Origin of the sequence: Bacillus sp. AFS031507 (assembly GCF_002584635.1) — a bacterium.
Classification (GTDB): domain Bacteria; phylum Bacillota; class Bacilli; order Bacillales; family Cytobacillaceae; genus Neobacillus.
In genome coordinates this window covers 55817-74605 of the sequence record NZ_NUOW01000001.1, presented here as the reverse complement: position 1 = coordinate 74605, position 18789 = coordinate 55817, and the positions used below count along the sequence as shown (strand labels likewise).

Genomic DNA, 18789 nt, shown 5'->3' with positions numbered 1-18789 from the left:
GTAGACACAAATGTTATTTTCCATATGAGACAATAAGAAAAGCAAGTATAATGGACGTGCCAGTGTAATATTAGCTGGCTTGTTTTTTTATTTAGTATTATTTATCAAAGTAACTCACCAACACCCATGTGTTGCCACATACACTCTGGATGTTGAATGTATCTCGCAACTCATTTTAAAAGAGGCAACTAACCCAATTTGGGTGTTGCCTTTTTACATTTCTTGAAGCGGATTATCAAAGCTGTAATGAATATCGACAGTGTCATAGTTATTACAAATGATCTTTTCAACCAGAGAATGAAGGACTTGAGGCGTTAATTCCTTAAAGAGGGCACCTATATACTTGATGATAGGAGAATAGAATTAATGCGATTATGTCAAAAATAAAAATTGACTGGACACTGTTTGGTGTCCTATAATAAAGACACCAATTGGTGTCCAATTTAAAAGGAGGGGGGATTTTGAGCGAGAAAAATCAAGAGCGTGATGTTTATGCAGCCATCGCTGACCCAACAAGACGTAAATTGTTAGGTTTGTTGGCGGAGGCAGAAGAGTTACCTCTTCACGAATTAACTGCTCAATTTCAAATGGGGCGTACTGCTGTCTCTAAACATTTGGCTATTCTTAAAGAAGCGGGCCTAGTTGCTGACCGCAAAGTTGGTAGAGAAACAAGGTATCGACTAAATGCGGCTCCGCTACAGGAAATTAAAGATTGGGTATCCTTTTACGAGAAATTTTGGAATGAAAGAGTGTTACTTTTAAAAAATTTATTAGCGGAGGAATAAAAAATGGCAGATGTATCATTAGATTTTCAGTTTACAAGTTCAATCAATAAGGTGTGGAACTCATTAACCGATTCGGATACTCTTGCAAAATGGATAATGGAAAATGATTTTAAACCAATCGTAGGACATAAATGTCAATTCCGAAATCCGCAGTGGAATTTAATTGTAGATTGTGAAGTATTAGTTGTGGACGAGCCTAATAAGTTATCTTACACATGGGTAGGTGGTCCGATAAACACTACTGTCACATGGACATTGAAGGAAGAGGATGGCACAACCTACTTACATCTTGAACAAGCAGGATTCGAAAAAGAAGATCAAGCGTTCAATGGTGCGAAATATGGTTGGGCGAAAATGGGCGAAGATCTTAAAAAAGTGTTAGGGGAAATGTAAGACCAAACCTCTGAAGTGAGTTTTTTAGTTTTTTAAGCTAACGTATAGGAAAAAGCAAACGGCTCAGTATAGGACTGAGCTGTTTGTTTTTTCAAAAAATAACACAACATATTCATTTGAAGTTGTGCTAACATGGCAATACTAGATTTAGAGAATAGAGAGGGGAACGCTATGAAAATAAATCAATTAATTGCGAACAATATTAACAAATTAAATGCAGCACTTCCAGCAGATCAATCGTTAGGAATTGCTGGTTTGTCAGGATCTGGAAAAACGACTTTTTGTCAAACCATTGGTGAAGAATCCAAGAAACGTCTCGTTTCCTTATTGCCAAAGGCTGAATATCAGTATTTATTTCCTAACATAATGGAAACCAATTTTAGTGCTATCAAGATGGAAGAAATGCCACTTGTACTTTTTCTAGGAAGATCATCCATTTCTTCCAATCCACGTTCAACAATTGGCACACATACTGGCGTGTTTACAGAGATTCGTGTGAGTCTTGCTGAAAAATATAATCTTTCTCCGGAAGTGTTTTCCTTTAATAATGCATTAGGCTGGTGTCCAGAGTGTAAGGGTCGTGGAACTACTAAAAATGTCGAATGTAAAAAGTGTAAGGGAAAGCGCTATAATCAAGAAGTTGAACAATATAAAATTGAATTATTTGATCAACCACATAGTATTTCCGATATCAACAATTTAAGCATTGAATCGATTCTATCACTAGCAGAAGTTTTACATATTAGTGAAGCGAAACAGCATATTCTTAAAAATATTATCAATATGAATATTGGTTACTTAACATTAAATCGGATCATGGGTACATTGTCAGGAGGGGAAATAACACGTCTTTACTTGGCAGAATTCATGGCAGCCAGTGAAAATACCGTGATTATTATTGATGAAATCTCCGTTGGTCTTGATCACCAAACTCTATTGAAAATTTTAGAACAGATTAAACAATTAGGCTATAAGAACCAAATTTGGTTCATTGATCATTCTGACACGGTCCTAGATACAACGGATGAGCAATTGTTCTTTGGACCCGGCAGTGGGAAATATGGCGGAAAAATTGTGGAAGAATCACCGCGTCCACAACCCATCCATTGGGAACAAAATCAAGAAATGCCAACAGATTACTATCAATTTCGTGAACTGCATTGCCGTAATATTCAAATGGCTGAAATTCAGATACCCAAAAATAGGCTTGTAACCTTTACGGGTGAATCTGGATGTGGCAAATCTACACTAGTCAATGACTGTATCGCCAAAGATTTTCAGAAGCGTTATCCAAAAGATAAACTAGTAATGGTAGGGCAAGATCGAAACCAATCGATTACTAGTCGGTCAACCGTTGCGACTTTTCTTGATATCAAAAAGAAACTTACAAAATATAGTGAAGATATTGATGATATTTTTGAGCGTTCGATTGAAGATATTATTGATGAACTTCCAAATCAAGATATTGCACATAAACGTTTGAGTTTACTGATCAAACTTGGACTAGGTTATTTGACATTAGAAAGAAAAACACAAACCTTATCGACTGGTGAATTTCAATGTGTTCATTTAGTTTCGGAACTGTTTGCGAATTCTAGAAACCCTCATACACTTTTCATTTTTGACGAACCTTCAAAAGGTTTATCACAAAATATTCTAAATCAATTCATTGATAGCGTCAGGGTCATTCTGCAAGATGAATCTGTCTCAATTATGATGATTGAACATAATGCCTATATGTTAGAAAGCTCTGATTTTATCGCTGATTTTGGTAAAAGAAAGATTGAACCTGTCACTCATCTTGAAGTTGTCAGTCATAACGAATATTACGAGCTGAAAAATAAGGAAGATGTTGTGCTTCCATCGCAAATTTCTTCGACACTCAAAGCGCAAAATGGCATTAATTATTTAAAAGAAAATCATATCGACTATTTTAAGAATGCAGAAAATGTCTATAAGGGTGGTATCTTAAAAAATTTATCATCAATGGCCCGTTTAATTTACGGCGAATACGAATCTGACAGCATTGCGCCTGTCATTGCTATAGATCTTGAAAGACATTTGTATAGCCAATATAGTTTTCTCTATGAAATGGGCGGCGTGATCAACCATATTATCGCGTCGCATCCGACCATTAAAGATACGAGAAGCTTCGATTTCTATTCACAGGACAATCATTGTCCATCATGCTCAGGACGCCTTAAGATTGAAATATTTGATAAAGATCTTGTCATTCAGGACAAAACCGTTCCATTCTGGGATGGCCTATTTTATTCTGAAGTGATGGAAGTATTAAAATATTATCAATATCCAAAATTAGAGTTTCTATTTGAGGAAATTAAGAATGAGCTCGGGTTCGATCTGACGAAAAGCTACAATGAGATGTCAGAAGAAGAAAAGCATATTTTTTGGTACGGATATTTTGAAAAGACATTCTATGATAAAGCAGGCAAGACACAGAGGACCTGGGTAGGCTTTAATACCATCGTTGGTGGGTATATGGTCATTTCGAAATCGGTGATTAAAGAGAAAATGAAAGCATCTAAAGAAAAGATTACCTGTCCGATTTGTAATGGAACTATACTTAATCATCATAAACAGCTTACATTTGGTGACACAGATATTCGTGAGATGATCAATCAGCCACTTGATCAAGTGTTACAAATAGTTGGAGAGTTACCTGTACTCGTAAAGCTAAAATCTATTGTTGGCGGCGATATGACTTTGACAGAAGATGTCTCCCTGATGCCTAGGGAAACACAAGTCGCATTGAAAATGTTTGAATTGGAACTCGCAAGCTTTGTTGGGTATGAAATGGTATTACAAAATGTCTTACCATTCTGGGACAGCATTAAAAACAATATTGAGTCCATCAGCATCAATAATGAGATTACCATCTGTGATTTTGCCAATATCAATGAGACAAGAGAAACTATCATTGATAAGTATTTCACTAATGGAAAATACAAAAAACTAACGTATGTTTATGAAGCATTTGGTTACAAAAAAATAGTCACTCAAATTAATAAAATTAATAAAAGTTATCCATGTCCATTCTGTAAAGGGAAGAAAGTCATTACAGAAGAGAATCTCCATGATGGCGTGTTTAAATTAACGATACCATGTGTGAGTTGTCGTGCAAGTGGCATCAATGATGAAGGTCGCAAGGAAATGGTCGAAGGCATACCAGTCAAAACATGGTTAACCGGCAAAGTAAGTGATGTTGTTGATGAAAGTTTATATACTGAGGATGTTGCCGATATTCCAATTTTCAATCGTATTCGTGAGTTAAATAAACGAGATATGATGGCGGTTTATCAATGCCTTGGGCAAAATAATTAAATTAGAATTATTAAAACAGGCCATATTTTAAAACAAAGCTAGGTGTCAGCTATTGAAACTCATTTGCAATAATAAATTGCAAATGAGTTTTTATGCTATTCTGAAGTGGAGCTAAAAGGTAAGGAATTTAGTCGAAACGGTGTGTTCACATAATTGTAGAAAACATAAGTAGAGAAAAAATTATCATGAAATATAATGTGATATAATTTAGCGAAAAGGAGGTTGAAAAATGTCAAAATAATAATAAAGATAATAAATGTTTTTGAAATTTGGATTTCGTCTTAATAAATCTCCAATCTTCTTCCCCTTTATTTTTCATCATTTTAAACCCACTCTCATGCCTTCTTATAATAACTTCCAGTTAAAATGCTGAAACGAATAAATTCATTTAATAAATTGAATAAATGGGAATGTTGCCGGTTAAATCGAAGTTATTAAAAAAATAGGAGTGGTTCTAAGCATGCAGTGCTGACTAAGATTGCTAAAGGCATCACGGTTTGTTATTCAGAGGCTTTTCCTGATCAAAATGAAGATTATTTCCATCTGTTTTATATTGGAAAGTTATTTATAGTCGCGGACTCATATTGTATGAATCCAGATTGTAAATGCCAAGAGGCAGTTCTAAATTTTGTCCAAACTTATCCGAGAGAAGATAGGAAAGCTGACAGTTTTATGATTAGGTTTAAACTTAACGGCAGTGGATATAGAATACACGACCGCGACAAATTCACTAGAAGTGAAATAAAGGCCATCGTTATGCATTTTACCGCAGACGACATGCTCCTGGAACTATTAAATGTACGATACAAGGAAATGAAAGAAAAGGCAAAAGAAATTCTAAGTTAAGTGCGGACTTAAGGTCTTGACCCAAGTTGACAAAATTTATTTCTCAACTTGTTTAGAAACAGATGATTTATTAAAAAATCCTCTGATAGGAAAAGCCTATACTGAGGAATTTGGAAAATACAAAGGAATTTTTAGAATTGTTATTAAGAAGCTGCAAATTTGGAATGGGATAATATCCTGTTTCTTTTTTTTGCTCTATTTTTAACAATACATGTTTAAGTTTATGATTTATAATACCGTGGTGGGTATCCGTCTGAAAGTTGGGAGCAGGTGTCGAATCTTTATCAGATTATTCTACATAAAATTACAATTATATTACATTATCGACTGTTTCATTGTTATTAGTCCGTTAGGAAGATACACTATTAATATATAAAAATCGAATTAACAATAGGTAACAAGAGGAGATTTTAAAATGATAAAAAAATTATTTAAATATACAGTATCGGCTGCCATCCTCGCCACTATGATTCAAGCAACACCTACTTTTGCAAGTCCAGTAGATTCACCAGTTACACAAGAAGAAATCAATTCTACACAAGTACAAATCAATGACTTTGAAACAAAGATCCAGCAATTAGACAACCGGATCTCCTTATCCATGGAGAAAAGTCAAAAACTAAACGATCAGATTAAAACACAACAAGGAAAAATTGAAAAAACAGAGGCTGAAATTGAAAACGCTAAAAAGTCCTTAGATGCTCATAAAAAGGTCTATTCTGATCGTCTAAAAAGCATTCAGTTAGAGGGCAAACAATCAATCGCTACTTACGCAGAGCTTTTACTTTCGTCTGATAACATTTCAGAGTTTTTAACTCGTTTTACTGCTATATCGCATATCATGGAAACTGACACAGACTTACTGAACGGTTTAAATGATAAAGAACAAGCGTTAGAAAATGCAGAGGAAAAATTACATAATGAGTTTGACCAATTAAAAAAGAGCCAGGTTGAATTAGCTTCTGAACAAAAAAAGATTGAAGAAGATAAAAAAGAAGTTGAAAAAGGAATAGCTGAGGCGAAAAACACATTACAAAACCAACAGGCTCAACTGGCACAACAAAAGGCTGAACAAGCCCGTCAGCTTGCTGCACAACAACAAGCCCAACAACGCGCTCAACAAGTCCAACAACAGTCTGAACAGCCTGCTCAACAAGCCCAGCAACAAACTCAACAGCAGGCACCAGTAAGCAGCAGACCTTCTAAGTCTGCACCACCGTCAGTTGCAGCCATTTCAACTAACTCTGGATCGGCAAGTGCGATGATTGCTTACGCTAAACAATTTTTGGGCGTTCCTTACGTTTGGGGCGGGTCAACGCCAAGCGGATTTGATTGTTCGGGATTCACTTCCTATGTGTTTCGTTCAGTTGGCATTAATCTGCCAAGAGTTTCACGAGACCAGCAAAATGTTGGAACAAGAATTTCTCCGAGTCAAGTACAGCCAGGAGATTTAGTATTCAGGGGTTCTCCTGCCTATCATGTCGGCATTTATATTGGAGGCGGGCAATATATACATGCTCCGCAAACGGGTGATGTTGTGAAAATTGCTTCGTATAATCCGTCTAAATTTTCTAGTGCTGCTAGAGTATTGCGTTAGAAGTAACAATTTTTTGAAATGTAACCTTAAATAGTGAGACCCTTGCAAAAAAAGTTAATTGCTTTTTCAAATAAACATAGGCAAAATCATGTTAGAGTAGGTTATTTATACTTACTCTAATTTTTTTTGCTGTTATTTTACCCATTGTCATAAATGAAGGTGATTAAATGATACATAAATATTTAGGTCAGACCCTTAGTTTTGAGATAAATTATAAAAATCGTACATCCATGGGCATTTATATAGATGTTTATGGAAATGTTGAAATCCAGGCTCCTAAAGGGACCTCCGATGAACTTATCCTGCAATTATTAGAGGAAAAATGGGATTGGATCCAGCAAAAATCAACAGAAATGAAGGATAGAAGGCTTGGCCAAAAGGTAAAGGTCTATGATCATGGTGAAACCTTTCTTTATTTAGGAAACGATTATCCTATCCAGGTCTCTCAAGATATAAATATCAAGCAAGACTATGTAGTGTTAGAAGGGGATAAGTTATATATATATGTGAAACAGCTTGAGGATGAGAAAATAAAACAAGCCTTAAAACGGTTTTATTATCAGCAGTGTAAAACCTTAGTAGAGAGGAGTATTCGTTCCTATCAAAGCAACTTCAAAATAAAACCAAGGTCTATCCGTATTTCTGATAATAACAGGAACTGGGGAACCTGTGATTCCAGGCAGCAATTAACCTTCAATTGGAAGCTCGCGATGGCACCATTAAAGGTAATTGATTATGTAGTTGTTCATGAAATGTGCCATATGGTTCATCTGAATCATGATCGATCTTTTTGGCGCCTTGTAGGTAAAATAATCCCCGAGTATGAGCAAATGGAGAACTGGCTAGCTTTATCAAGTTGGAAAATGACAGTCTAAAAGTGGAACATCAATTTTAAAGGGAGACTTACTGATGGATAATAATGATATATTAATTCGAATGAGATATGCACTAGAAATAAAAAATAAAGAAATGGCAGAAATATTTAAACTTGGCGGAGTGGAAGTAACAGTCCCTGAGGTAATAAAGATTCTAACAAAAACCGATAATGAGGCTGAATATGACGATCAAATAAAATGTAATAACAGTATGTTAGATTCATTTTTAAATGGACTTATTATTTTTAAAAGAGGGAAACAAGAGACCAAACCAGGACAGTCGGAAACACCGGAACCGTCAATAAAGAAAAGCGCAAACGTTAATAATCTCTTGTTGAAGAAAGTAAAAATAGCGCTGGCCTTAACTACTGAGGATATGCTGGAAATATTTGAAAATGCAGGAATAACTGTAACAAAAGGAGAACTCGGCGCTTTATTAAGAAAAGAAGGACATAAGAATTATAAAGAGTGCGGTGATAAGTACGCTAGGAATTTCTTAAAAGGTTTAGCTTTTAAATATAGGGTAATTTAATCACACAGTCTTTTAGAATTCCTATAATTTTTGTGTAAAGTAAGTTTAATAAGACAAAAAAAGAAAAGGGGATACGATGGCTAAAGAAATTAATGAACTATGCTGGAACTTAGATAACAGTTATGCCCGACTGCCAGACTCATTTTTTACCAGGACAGACCCAACGCCTGTCCGTTCACCCAAGTTGATTATTCTTAATAACCGGCTGGCAACCTCCCTTGGCTTGAATATACAGGAGCTCGAGAGCGTAAATGGCGTAGCAGTATTTGCTGGCAACCGGATACCTGATGGGGCCATGCCGCTTGCCCAAGCATATGCAGGGCATCAATTTGGGCATTTCACGAAATTAGGGGATGGACGGGCCATCTTGCTTGGTGAACAAATCACCCCGAAAGGCGAACGGTTTGATATTCAACTTAAGGGTCCAGGTAGAACACCGTACTCCCGCGGAGGCGATGGTCGAGCGGGGCTTGGACCGATGCTGCGTGAATACATCATCAGCGAAGCGATGGATGCGCTTGGGATACCAACCACCCGAAGTTTAGCCGTTGTGACAACCGGGGAGGCAGTATTCCGCGAAACCGCCCTGCCAGGAGCAATTCTGACTCGTGTGGCAGCCAGCCATCTGCGCGTTGGTACCTTTCAATACGTAGCAAAATGGGGCACAGTTGAGGAGCTCCAGGTACTAGCAGACTATACACTAAAACGCCATTATCCACACGTTGACACTGATGAGAGACGATATCTATCGCTGCTACAGGAAGTAATCAAACGTCAGGCAGCGCTAGTAGCGAAATGGCAGTTGGTTGGCTTTATCCACGGGGTCATGAACACCGACAACATGACCATTAGCGGAGAAACGATTGATTATGGCCCGTGTGCTTTTATGGATACCTATGATCCTGCAACAGTATTTAGTTCTATTGATAGGCAAGGACGTTATGCTTATGGCAATCAGCCGTATATTGCCGGTTGGAATCTCGCTCGATTGGCTGAAACTCTTTTGCCGCTCTTACATGACAATCAAGAACAGGCTGTCCAACTGGCTCAGGATGAGATTTCACATTTTATGGAGTTGTTCCAGGTTAATTGGCTGGCTGGAATGAGAGCCAAACTCGGCATATTTAACGAGGAAGAACAGGACGCATCTCTTGTTGATAATCTTTTAACTATGATGCAAAAGTATAAGGTGGACTATACCAATACCTTCCGAGCATTAACTTTGGATAAGCCGGAGGATACAGTCTTAGTGGAGACTTCAGAATTTAAGCAGTGGTATGAGCAATGGCAAGCGCGTCTAAACAGACAGCAGGAATCAAAAGACTCCTCACACCAGTTGATGCGTAATAGCAATCCTGCGGTAATCCCTCGTAACCACCGGGTGGAGGCCGCACTAGACGCTGCCGTGAATCAAGAAGACTACAGCGTAATGGAGCGGTTGCTTGATGTACTTTCAAGCCCATATGCGCACTCCTCAGAACAGGCGGAATACTGCACGCTTCCTGAGCAATCAACCCAGCCTTACCAAACCTTTTGTGGTACATGATAATCATTAATTAAATCTCTTTTTAGGAAATTAAGGTGTGAGGATGATCGCGTGTTTCTATTAACTGAAAATGCCAAAACAGAACTACAAAATAGGTTGGAACTAGCAGATTCAAAACAATTTATCCGGCTGCAAATGCGTAAAAGTTGTTTTATGAAAGTGAAATTGACCTTGGAAGAAACGATTCAGCCAAATGATGCAGAAATTACTAAGGATGAATTGCATTTCATTATTGACAATGGTGAGTGCCATTATTTCAATAATAAAACGTTAGATTTTATCCCAGATACAACAGGTTTTAAGCAATTTGAGATTATTTAAAAAGGAGTCTGATTTCTATGAAATCAGGCTCCTTCTTTTATATTTTCAATGTAAATTAAAAAAACAGTAAAATTATTTAAAATATTGACAGAATAATGAACGAGAGTTACTATTAGATTGTCCTTAAAGAAATGCGAACGTCATTCGATAATGTCGAATAAAAGGAGGATGGTTGTGTCAGAACGTTTAATTCAGTCTGTTGAAAGAGCCGCTGATATCCTAGAATTATTTTTGGTTACTAAACCAGAACTAAGTATCAAAGAGATTAGTGAGAATTTAAATTTATCAAAAAGTACTGTCCACGGTATTATCAAGACTTTGGAACATAGAGGGTTTCTTCAACAAAATCCTGAGGATTTGAAATATAAGCCAGGGATCAAGCTTTTTGAACTTGGCAATTTTGTCGGAAAACATCTCGATATTGGGAAAATTGCAAGGCCCATTATTATAGATTTAGTGGATGAACTAAATGAAACTGTTCACTTAGTTTCGTTACAGCGAGATGAAATTATTTACATTGAAAAAGTAGAAGGTCAAAGTGCCCTTACTATTTATTCGCATATTGGAAAAAGAGCTCCTTTTCATAGTACGGGTGTGGGAAAGGCAATACTTGCCAACCTTAATGAAAATGATGTTAACAGAATATTATCATCTATCAATTTGGAATCATTTACTAAGCACACGATGACAAATATTGAGGAAATTAAAGAACATTTGCATTCCATCCGTGAGCAAGGCTATGCGGTCGATGATGAAGAAATTGAGTTAGGGCTTAAATGTATAGCTGCGCCAATATTTAATCATCAGGGAAATGTAATCGCTTCAATAAGTTGTGCTGCACCTAAAATGAGGCTGGATGAAAATCGGCTACCTAAGGTGATAGCAGGAATTAAAAGTGCTGCAGCAGAGATTTCAAGTTGTTTAGGCTATAAAGTTTAATACATCTTATAGAAAAACTAGAGAGAAAAAATAAAACACATTAACTTTTAGGAGGAGAATTATTTTGTCAAAAGTAAAAGTTGCCGTTCTTGGCTCAGGGAACATTGGTACAGATTTAATGATCAAACTGGGACGCTCTGAATATTTAGAGCTAACAGCTGTGATTGGGATTGACCCGCAATCAGACGGATTACGCCGTGCAAGAGAATTAGGTTATGCTGGGGTTGATACAGGAATTGATGGTTTTCTTGCAGACAAAACACTAGAAGCAGACATCGTTTTTGATGCAACTTCAGCCAAAGCTCATCTTTATAATGCAAAAGTGTTAAAAGAAGCAGGAATAAAAGTAATTGACATGACTCCTGCAGCTGTAGGCCCATATGTATGTGCTGCTGTAAATATTGATGAACATTTAGATAAAGATAATATCAATTTAATTACCTGTGGTGGTCAAGCAACCATTCCAATGGTTCATGCAGTTCACCGAGTAGCTCCAGTAGAATATGCAGAAATCGTTGCAACAATTGCGAGCTTAAGTGCTGGCCCAGGAACACGTGCAAATATCGATGAATTTACAGAGACAACTTCACGTGCAATTGCTGAGGTTGGTGGTGCTAAAAAAGGAAAAGCGATAATGATTCTAAACCCTGCTGAACCGCCAATTATGATGCGTGATACCGTTTATACCCTTGTTGAAGATGGAAAAATGGATGAACAAGCGATTAGGAAATCGATTGAGGAAATGACAAAGGTTGTTCAATCCTATGTTCCAGGCTATCGACTCCGCACAGAACCAATTTTTGAAGGAAATAAAGTAACCATCTTCCTTGAAGTAGAGGGGGCTGGTGATTACCTTCCTAAATACGCAGGAAACTTAGATATCATGACATCTGCCGGTGTTAAAATTGCCGAAGCGTTTGCTAAAAAATTATTAACGAAAGAAACAGTTTGAACTGTAGAAAGGGGTAAAAAATAATGACAAATGAAAGAGATATTCTTATCACAGAGGTAGCATTACGCGATGGAAGCCATGCGATCAATCATCAATTTACAGTTGAACAAGTACTTAAGGTTGCAAAGGCATTAAATGACGCAAATGTTCCTTATATCGAAGTATCACATGGAGACGGTTTAGCAGGATCTTCTTTACAATATGGACTTTCCCGTACAAATGAAATGGAATTAATCGAAGCAGCCGTTTCTGTTGCCGACAAATCCAAAATTGCTGTGTTACTTTTACCGGGAATCGGTACTTTACATGAATTAAAAGAAGCATCTAATTTAGGAGCAAAAATGGCTCGTATTGCAACACATGTAACAGAAGCAGACGTGGCACCACAACACATTGCCTACGCAAAAGAATTAGGGATGGAAACAGTTGGATTCTTAATGATGAACCATATGGCACCTGTTGCTAAATTAGTAGAACAGGCTAAATTAATGGAAAGCTATGGAGCAGATTCAGTATACGTTGTTGACTCTGCAGGTTACTTACTTCCAGACCAAGTTCGCGAACGTATTCGTGCTCTTAAACAATCCATTGGCGTTAATGTTGGTTTCCATGGTCATAACAATTTATCTTTAGCGATGGCCAATACACTTGCCGCAATCGAAGAAGGTGCGACTCGTATTGATGGCAGTGTTCGTTGCCTTGGTGCTGGTGCCGGTAATACACAAACAGAAGTACTTGTAGCCGTTTGCGAACGGATGGGTATTAAAACTGGGGTAGATTTATATAAAATGATGGACTTAGCTGAGGACATTGTGGCACCACTTTTACAAGTACCACAAGAAATCACGAAAGACAGCCTAACACTCGGGTATGCTGGTGTATATTCTAGCTTTGCTCTTCATGCAAAACGTGCAGCTGCAAAATTTGGTGTGGATTCACGTGATATTTTAATTGAACTAGGAAAGCGTAAAGTAGTTGGCGGTCAAGAGGATATGATTGTTGAAGTGGCTGCAGAGATTGCTAAAAACAAGTCAAAGATTGTTTTGGCCTAATAGTTATAACCCATTACAAATAGATTTATAGAACATTAAAAATAATAGAGTTGATGGAAGAGTGGACTAAAATGTATCCACCTCCATCAACTAGCTTATATCGGAATGATTTAATTTATTTTCTATTTTAACTGCTTATGTAACCGTTTTAACCTTTAAGAAGAGATAGATAACCGTCTTAATTTCATCTTAGTTGGAATTTACATCCTAGGAATAGAGGAGAAGTTTTATGGAATTAGTTATTATATTATTAGCACTCGGAATGTTAATGTTTATTGCATACCGGGGATTTTCAGTTATCATGTTTGCACCGTTATGTGCATTATTCGCCGTCTTTTTAACAGACCCAGATTGGGTTCTTCCGTTTTTCTCCAATGTATTTATGGGGAAAATGGTTGAATATATTAAACTCTACTTTCCAATTTTCCTATTAGGGGCTATTTTCGGTAAAGTGGTAGAAATGTCAGGATTAGCTCGTTCAATTGCATCTACCCTTATTCAGTTAGTAGGACGAAAACGTGCAATGTTGGTTATCGTTTTATTGTGTGCGATTCTAACATACAGTGGCATAAGTTTAGTCGTTGTTGCTTTTGCAGTATATCCATTTGCAGCAAATTTATTTAGACAGTCAGATATTCCGAAGCGATTAATTCCTGGTACGATTGCGCTAGGTTCATTTACCTTTACGATGGATGCGCTTCCTGGTTCACCTCAGGTCCAAAACGTTATCCCAACTACTTTTTTCAAAACAGATCTTTATGCCGCGCCAACGCTTGGGATTATCGGTGCCATCTTTATCTTCATAATTGGGATGCTCTATTTAAATTCCCGTCGTAAAAAGGCAGAAAAAGCGGGCGAAGGCTATTATAGTTTCGGCACAATCAAAGAAAAACAGATCGACATTGATTTAGACCAAAATGAAAGTATAGCCCGTAAAATCTTGGCATTTGTTCCAGTAGTCCTTGTCGGTGTTATAAATAAAGTGTTAACCACATGGATCCCAAAATGGTATCCTAACGGCTTTGATTTTTCTAAGATTGGCTTAAATTTTCCAAATATTGAAACTTCCCAGGTTGTCGGTATTTGGTCAGTTGAAATTGCTCTTATTGTCGGTATTCTTACAACCATTTTATATAATCGTAAACCCGTTGTTATAAATTTCAAGGATGGCATGAATCTTGGTATTGCTGGTGCATTATTAGCCATCATGAACTCTGCAACTGAATATGGTTTTGGAGCGGTAATTTCAAACCTACCTGGTTTTACGATGGCGAGAGATGGAATTGCTAAATTATTTACGAATCCTCTATTAAATGGAGCAGTTACAACGAATGTTCTATCTGCTATTTCTGGTTCCGCATCGGCTGGTATCGCCATATCACTTGGAATTATGGCAGATAAATATATTGAATTAGCAACTCAATTCGGTATCCCGCTTGAAGTAATGCACCGCGTAATTTCCATGGCTTCAGGGGGTATGGATACACTTCCACATAACGGAGCAGTCATTACGTTGCTTGCGATCACAGGCTTAACACATAAGCAGTCCTACCGTGACATTTTCGCTGTTACCATTATTAAAACAATCGCTGCTTTCTTTATCATCGGCGTTTATTTAGTAACAGGTCTTGTTTAAGACTACAATTATTGAATGCAGATGGTAATCTTTCTTGTAGTTGGATTAGCCATTTAGAATATGTATGAAAGCAATAACCCGATTGCAAATGGAGCAATCGGGTTATTGTTAAGTCACCTCAAATAAAGAAACTCGTAATCTCTTCATAAAATCCCACATGATATGATTGTTGTAAGTCTAATGTTCCCGTTCTTTCAACTTACTATGCAATTGATTCAATCGCACCATCAATTGTTTATATTCCTCGAGTTCAATATTACAGGATTGTATTTCTTCTCCAACTGTTTTTGTAATGGCTTGTTTTTCTTCCAGTGCTTTCTTTTGTAAATGGATATAGACTTTTCTCTCATCTGCCTTTGAACGTTCTTTTCTTAGCCAACCATTTGCTTCCATTCTTGTTAGCATGGGAGTCAATGTTCCAGTACCTAAACTTAATTTTTCTCCTATTTCCTTAACCGTTATACCATCTTTTTCCCATAATGCTAATAGAACTAAATATTGAGGATAGGTTATTCCATAAGGTTGAAGTGCACTTGAATATAACTTATTGAATTCACTTGCTGTTTCATAAACGGCAAAGCATAGTTGGTTTTTTAATAACATGAAGTCTTCCAGGATGATCACCTTACTTTAATTAATTATGAAAATAATCTTTTTATATCCTTCTCAATTCTGCTTGGTTCAGTCGTGGGTGCATACCGTTCAATAACCTTGCCTTTAGGATCGACTAGAAATTTTGTGAAATTCCATTTAATATTTTTTGTAAGAGCACCTGGCTTCTGGTTCTTTAAATAAGTGAATAGGGGATCAGTATTATTGCCATTTACATCTATTTTAGCGAATATTGGAAAGGTTACCCCGTAGTTTAATTGGCAGAACTGAGTTGTTTCTTCAATATTAGCAAATTCTTGATTATTAAATTGATCACATGGGAAACCTAAAATCTCCAAACCACTCTCATTAAACTTTTCATATAATTCTTGAAGTCCTTTGAATTGAGGTGTTAAACCACATTTACTAGCAGTATTCACAATAAGTAATGGCTTGCCTTCATAATCAATTAAAGATTTTTCCTCACCATTAGTCATCTTTACACTAAAATCATAAATCGTTGTCAATTGATTCTCCCCCTTGGTTATTACTATGGAATTTTTTAGATTAAATCGTTTACGATTTAATCTTACACGATTTAATTGAGTGTTGCAAGTCTGAATTTGTTAACAGCTGGATATCTGGAATGGAAAAGAGAAAGATAAAGATGAAAAGGAGGGTTTTCCAATGGGTATAAATTTGTTTAATGGTAAAAATGGAGAAGAAAAGGAAATACTTAATGACGTTCTTGAGGATTCAATCGAAAAGGAAGAAAATTTAATGCGGACATATCTTATAACTGCAGAAAGAATTCATGATGATGATGAACTAAAGGAACGCCTCGAAAACTTTGCCGAAGGAAATGCGAAACGAACCAAACAACTGATTGATGAACTCAATGAAATCAAGGAATAGTAAAATGTAGTGCTCATCTGTGAATAGACCAAGATGAGCATTTCTTTTTTACTTGCATAGGTTTCTATTGTTGTTCTGATTACCGCAATTATCCAAACATAAACCTTTTCTTTATAAACCAAAATAATATAGTTCACTTATACATTCCAAAGGAGTTGGTCGTGTTGAAATGGCACAAAACGATACTTTCAATGATTCAACAGCGTCAAGATAAAAAGGTTGCGTTAGCTGTAGACACTTCCACGAATGAAGCCCCAAGCATATTAATCAATAACATAGTAAAACTGTTTGAACAATTAAAACCAGATACCATTTTGGTACAAGCAGATTTTAAAATTAGAAGTACTACACCAATCAAAAGTGATACAATTAAATACTATACACATGGGAAATCTTCATATACTTTGGTGCTTGAGTGGGCAAAAGAAGAAAATATCGATACACTGTTTTATATTACCGATGTAACTGGCTTTATTTCAGAAGACATAGAAAATGTTAGTTATGAAATGATTTGGCTTGTACCTGGAGCTATTTTGCCAAGGGTTCCTTTTGGCAAAGCAATTAAAGTAGCCTGAAAAGAATCCCTCACGAAAAGTGGGGGATGAACTCTTTCGGATAGGAGTTATGAGTTTTCAATGAAAGAATATTATTATGATAAATTAATGGGGATAAAAACGGGAGGGGACCAAGAGGGATTTAATAAGTCCTTTCACTACCATCGTTATGAGCCAACGCCATATAGCGCCCTCGAAGAATTATTTAACAACTATAAATTAACTAGCCGTGATCGAATAGTTGACTTTGGGTGTGGCAAAGGGCGGTTAAACTTTTTTATTCATTATCTATTTAATGCAATGGTTGTCGGCGTTGAAATGAACGAGGATTTCTATCAAGAAGCAATTGAAAATCGAACTAGTTATTTAAAGAAAACCAACACGAGAAATAGCAATATTGATTTTTATTGCGGTTTGGCGGAAGAATACCAGATTGACCCTTTTGACAATCGATTTTACTTTTTTAATCCGTTTTCGATTCAAATTTTTATGAAAACCATTAATAATATATTACTATCGGTGGAAAAATCCGAGCGTAATATTGAATTGATTTTATATTACCCATCAGAAGATTATATTTATTATTTAGAAAACGATACCTCTTTTGAATTGAAAAAAGAAATCACGTTGCCTTACTTCTATGAACATAATTCTAATGAGAGATTTTTAATTTATCAATTAATCGTATAGCTTTGCATTAATCTGTTTAGCTCATCGTCTAATTCGGCTGTGTTTTTAGTATCAAGCAATTGTTCAGAAATGACGATATAACTGCTGTTGCTTCCTTTTAAATAACTATAGATAATCTGCGCGGCATCAATTTCATCTCTGCGTACTTTTTTTGATGAATTAACTTCTGTAGTTTTAAAAATGCTTAATATATTGGACTTGATTGTTTCTCTCAATGACTCAATCTCAGACCATGAATATCTTTCACTAAAGAGTATTTTGTTCTTCTTAATTAGGAATAGTTTAAAAGTACTTTGATTTAAGGGTTCAACGACTGCGAGATTTTTATTACTTTCCATAAATTCAATCACTTTTTCTTTATAAAGAAGGGAGTGGATGGCATCCAACGTGTCTCTATACTTTGCAGCCACTTCAAAATCAAATTCTTCAGAAGCCTCTGTCATTCTTCTCTCCATAACTTCAAGCAGGCTCAAATCGGTGCCATGCAGTAAGCCGATAATCTTAGTTATGTTTTCATTATATCGATCAAGTGCATCTCCTCCTAAACACATACCAAGGCATAAACCTAAGGAATAATTTAAGCAGGGAGTGTACTTGTTTGAAGGGCTGCTACAGCAGATCTTATAGAATTCCTTGATACCTTGGAGCGCTTTTTCGATAGTATGCTTGCTTGTATACGGACCAAAATAAAGACTGTTAGGATTATCAGGACTGCTACAAGTATTGATTCTGTGATAGCCGGCATCCATTTCAATCATAATATAGATATAGGATTGAGGATTTTTCATCATTCTATTAAAAAGGGGCTTTATTTCACTGATTAATTTACATTCCAACATAAACGCTTCAAATTCTGTGTCAGTAAGGACATAGTCAAAATCCTTAAGGCTTGCTTTTAGCTTTATTATCTTTTTAGGATGGACCTTTGAATTTTGGAAGTAAGACCGCACACGATTTTTAAGGTTTTTTGCTTTTCCTACATATATAATTTGTGCTCTGGAGTCCTTCATAAGATACACTCCAGGGGAAGAGGGAAGGTTTTTTACCTTTTCTTTAAGATCCATATGAATACCTCCATTCACACTATATTTTATCACAAATAAAAAAGGTGCCCAGCCTTCACCATCAATGGATGAGAAGACTAGGCACCTTTGAACTTAGATAACTGACTAGCTCAGCACCCCGCGGCTAGTGGACTTCGCCCTTTTCCCTACGATAAGTCA

At 36.5% G+C, this 18789-nt stretch carries 19 protein-coding genes; 16 read left to right on the top strand and 3 right to left on the bottom strand.

Annotation, left to right across the window (positions count from 1 at the left end; all coding sequences use genetic code 11):
• Positions 1 to 461: 461 nt before the first annotated feature.
• The 13 genes from COE25_RS00360 (at position 462) to COE25_RS00300 (ending at position 14816) form a co-directional block, all read left to right on the top strand.
• Entirely contained in the window at positions 462 to 785 is a 324-nt protein-coding gene (locus COE25_RS00360; RefSeq protein ID WP_098930011.1) for an ArsR/SmtB family transcription factor, read from the top strand.
• 3 nt (positions 786 to 788) lie between these two features.
• Entirely contained in the window at positions 789 to 1178 is a 390-nt protein-coding gene (locus COE25_RS00355) for an SRPBCC family protein (RefSeq protein WP_098930009.1), read from the top strand.
• Positions 1179 to 1349: 171 nt separating this feature from the next.
• Positions 1350 to 4520 (top strand): ATP-binding cassette domain-containing protein, encoded by a 3171-nt coding sequence (locus COE25_RS00350; RefSeq protein ID WP_098930007.1) that lies wholly within the window; start codon positions 1350 to 1352, stop codon positions 4518 to 4520.
• Between the two features lie 672 nt (positions 4521 to 5192).
• Entirely contained in the window at positions 5193 to 5366 is a 174-nt protein-coding gene (locus tag COE25_RS30405) for a hypothetical protein (protein WP_180247383.1), read from the top strand.
• A gap of 415 nt (positions 5367 to 5781) precedes the next feature.
• The gene (locus tag COE25_RS00340) at positions 5782 to 6963 is read left to right on the top strand and encodes a C40 family peptidase (protein WP_098930003.1); all 1182 of its coding nucleotides are present in this window, start codon (positions 5782 to 5784) and stop codon (positions 6961 to 6963) included.
• Positions 6964 to 7130: 167 nt separating this feature from the next.
• A complete protein-coding gene (locus COE25_RS00335; protein WP_098930001.1) occupies positions 7131 to 7838 on the top strand; it encodes a M48 family metallopeptidase in 708 nt (235 codons plus the stop codon).
• A gap of 34 nt (positions 7839 to 7872) precedes the next feature.
• Positions 7873 to 8370 (top strand): YehS family protein, encoded by a 498-nt coding sequence (locus COE25_RS00330; protein ID WP_098929999.1) that lies wholly within the window; start codon positions 7873 to 7875, stop codon positions 8368 to 8370.
• 76 nt (positions 8371 to 8446) lie between these two features.
• On the top strand, positions 8447 to 9916 hold the full coding sequence (locus COE25_RS00325) for a protein adenylyltransferase SelO (protein WP_098929997.1): 1470 nt from the start codon (positions 8447 to 8449) through the stop codon (positions 9914 to 9916).
• Between the two features lie 51 nt (positions 9917 to 9967).
• Positions 9968 to 10237, top strand: coding sequence for an iron-sulfur cluster biosynthesis family protein (locus COE25_RS00320; RefSeq protein ID WP_088085824.1), 270 nt, complete (start codon positions 9968 to 9970; stop codon positions 10235 to 10237).
• Positions 10238 to 10405: 168 nt separating this feature from the next.
• Positions 10406 to 11176, top strand: coding sequence for an IclR family transcriptional regulator (locus COE25_RS00315; RefSeq protein ID WP_306572481.1), 771 nt, complete (start codon positions 10406 to 10408; stop codon positions 11174 to 11176).
• 64 nt (positions 11177 to 11240) lie between these two features.
• On the top strand, positions 11241 to 12128 hold the full coding sequence (locus COE25_RS00310) for an acetaldehyde dehydrogenase (acetylating) (RefSeq protein WP_088085826.1): 888 nt from the start codon (positions 11241 to 11243) through the stop codon (positions 12126 to 12128).
• A gap of 23 nt (positions 12129 to 12151) precedes the next feature.
• Positions 12152 to 13180 carry a 4-hydroxy-2-oxovalerate aldolase gene (dmpG, locus tag COE25_RS00305; protein WP_088085827.1) on the top strand — a complete coding sequence of 343 codons (1029 nt, stop codon included), beginning with the start codon at positions 12152 to 12154 and terminating at the stop codon, positions 13178 to 13180.
• 229 nt (positions 13181 to 13409) lie between these two features.
• On the top strand, positions 13410 to 14816 hold the full coding sequence (locus tag COE25_RS00300) for a GntP family permease (RefSeq protein WP_098929995.1): 1407 nt from the start codon (positions 13410 to 13412) through the stop codon (positions 14814 to 14816).
• 177 nt (positions 14817 to 14993) lie between these two features.
• On the opposite strand, the gene COE25_RS00295 is transcribed toward COE25_RS00300, so the two are convergent.
• Positions 14994 to 15419 (bottom strand): MarR family winged helix-turn-helix transcriptional regulator, encoded by a 426-nt coding sequence (locus COE25_RS00295; RefSeq protein WP_373605334.1) that lies wholly within the window; start codon positions 15417 to 15419, stop codon positions 14994 to 14996.
• A 35-nt stretch (positions 15420 to 15454) separates the two neighbouring features.
• Positions 15455 to 15934: a glutathione peroxidase gene (locus tag COE25_RS00290; protein WP_088085829.1), complete on the bottom strand. Its 480-nt coding sequence runs from the start codon at positions 15932 to 15934 to the stop codon at positions 15455 to 15457.
• A 160-nt stretch (positions 15935 to 16094) separates the two neighbouring features.
• Between COE25_RS00290 and COE25_RS00285 the strand changes: the two genes are divergently transcribed.
• The 3 genes from COE25_RS00285 to COE25_RS00275 all read left to right on the top strand — a co-directional run bounded on the left by COE25_RS00285 (position 16095) and on the right by COE25_RS00275 (position 17566).
• Entirely contained in the window at positions 16095 to 16322 is a 228-nt protein-coding gene (locus tag COE25_RS00285; protein ID WP_088085830.1) for a hypothetical protein, read from the top strand.
• 164 nt (positions 16323 to 16486) lie between these two features.
• Positions 16487 to 16897 (top strand): vWA domain-containing protein, encoded by a 411-nt coding sequence (locus COE25_RS00280; protein WP_088085831.1) that lies wholly within the window; start codon positions 16487 to 16489, stop codon positions 16895 to 16897.
• Between the two features lie 60 nt (positions 16898 to 16957).
• Complete coding sequence (locus COE25_RS00275) at positions 16958 to 17566, top strand: methyltransferase (protein ID WP_088085832.1); 609 nt, start codon at positions 16958 to 16960, stop codon at positions 17564 to 17566.
• Here the strand turns inward: COE25_RS00275 and COE25_RS00270 are convergent.
• On the bottom strand, positions 17551 to 18630 hold the full coding sequence (locus tag COE25_RS00270) for a UvrB/UvrC motif-containing protein (RefSeq protein WP_098929993.1): 1080 nt from the start codon (positions 18628 to 18630) through the stop codon (positions 17551 to 17553). The genes COE25_RS00275 and COE25_RS00270 overlap by 16 nt on opposite strands.
• Between the last annotated feature and the right edge of the window lie 159 nt (positions 18631 to 18789).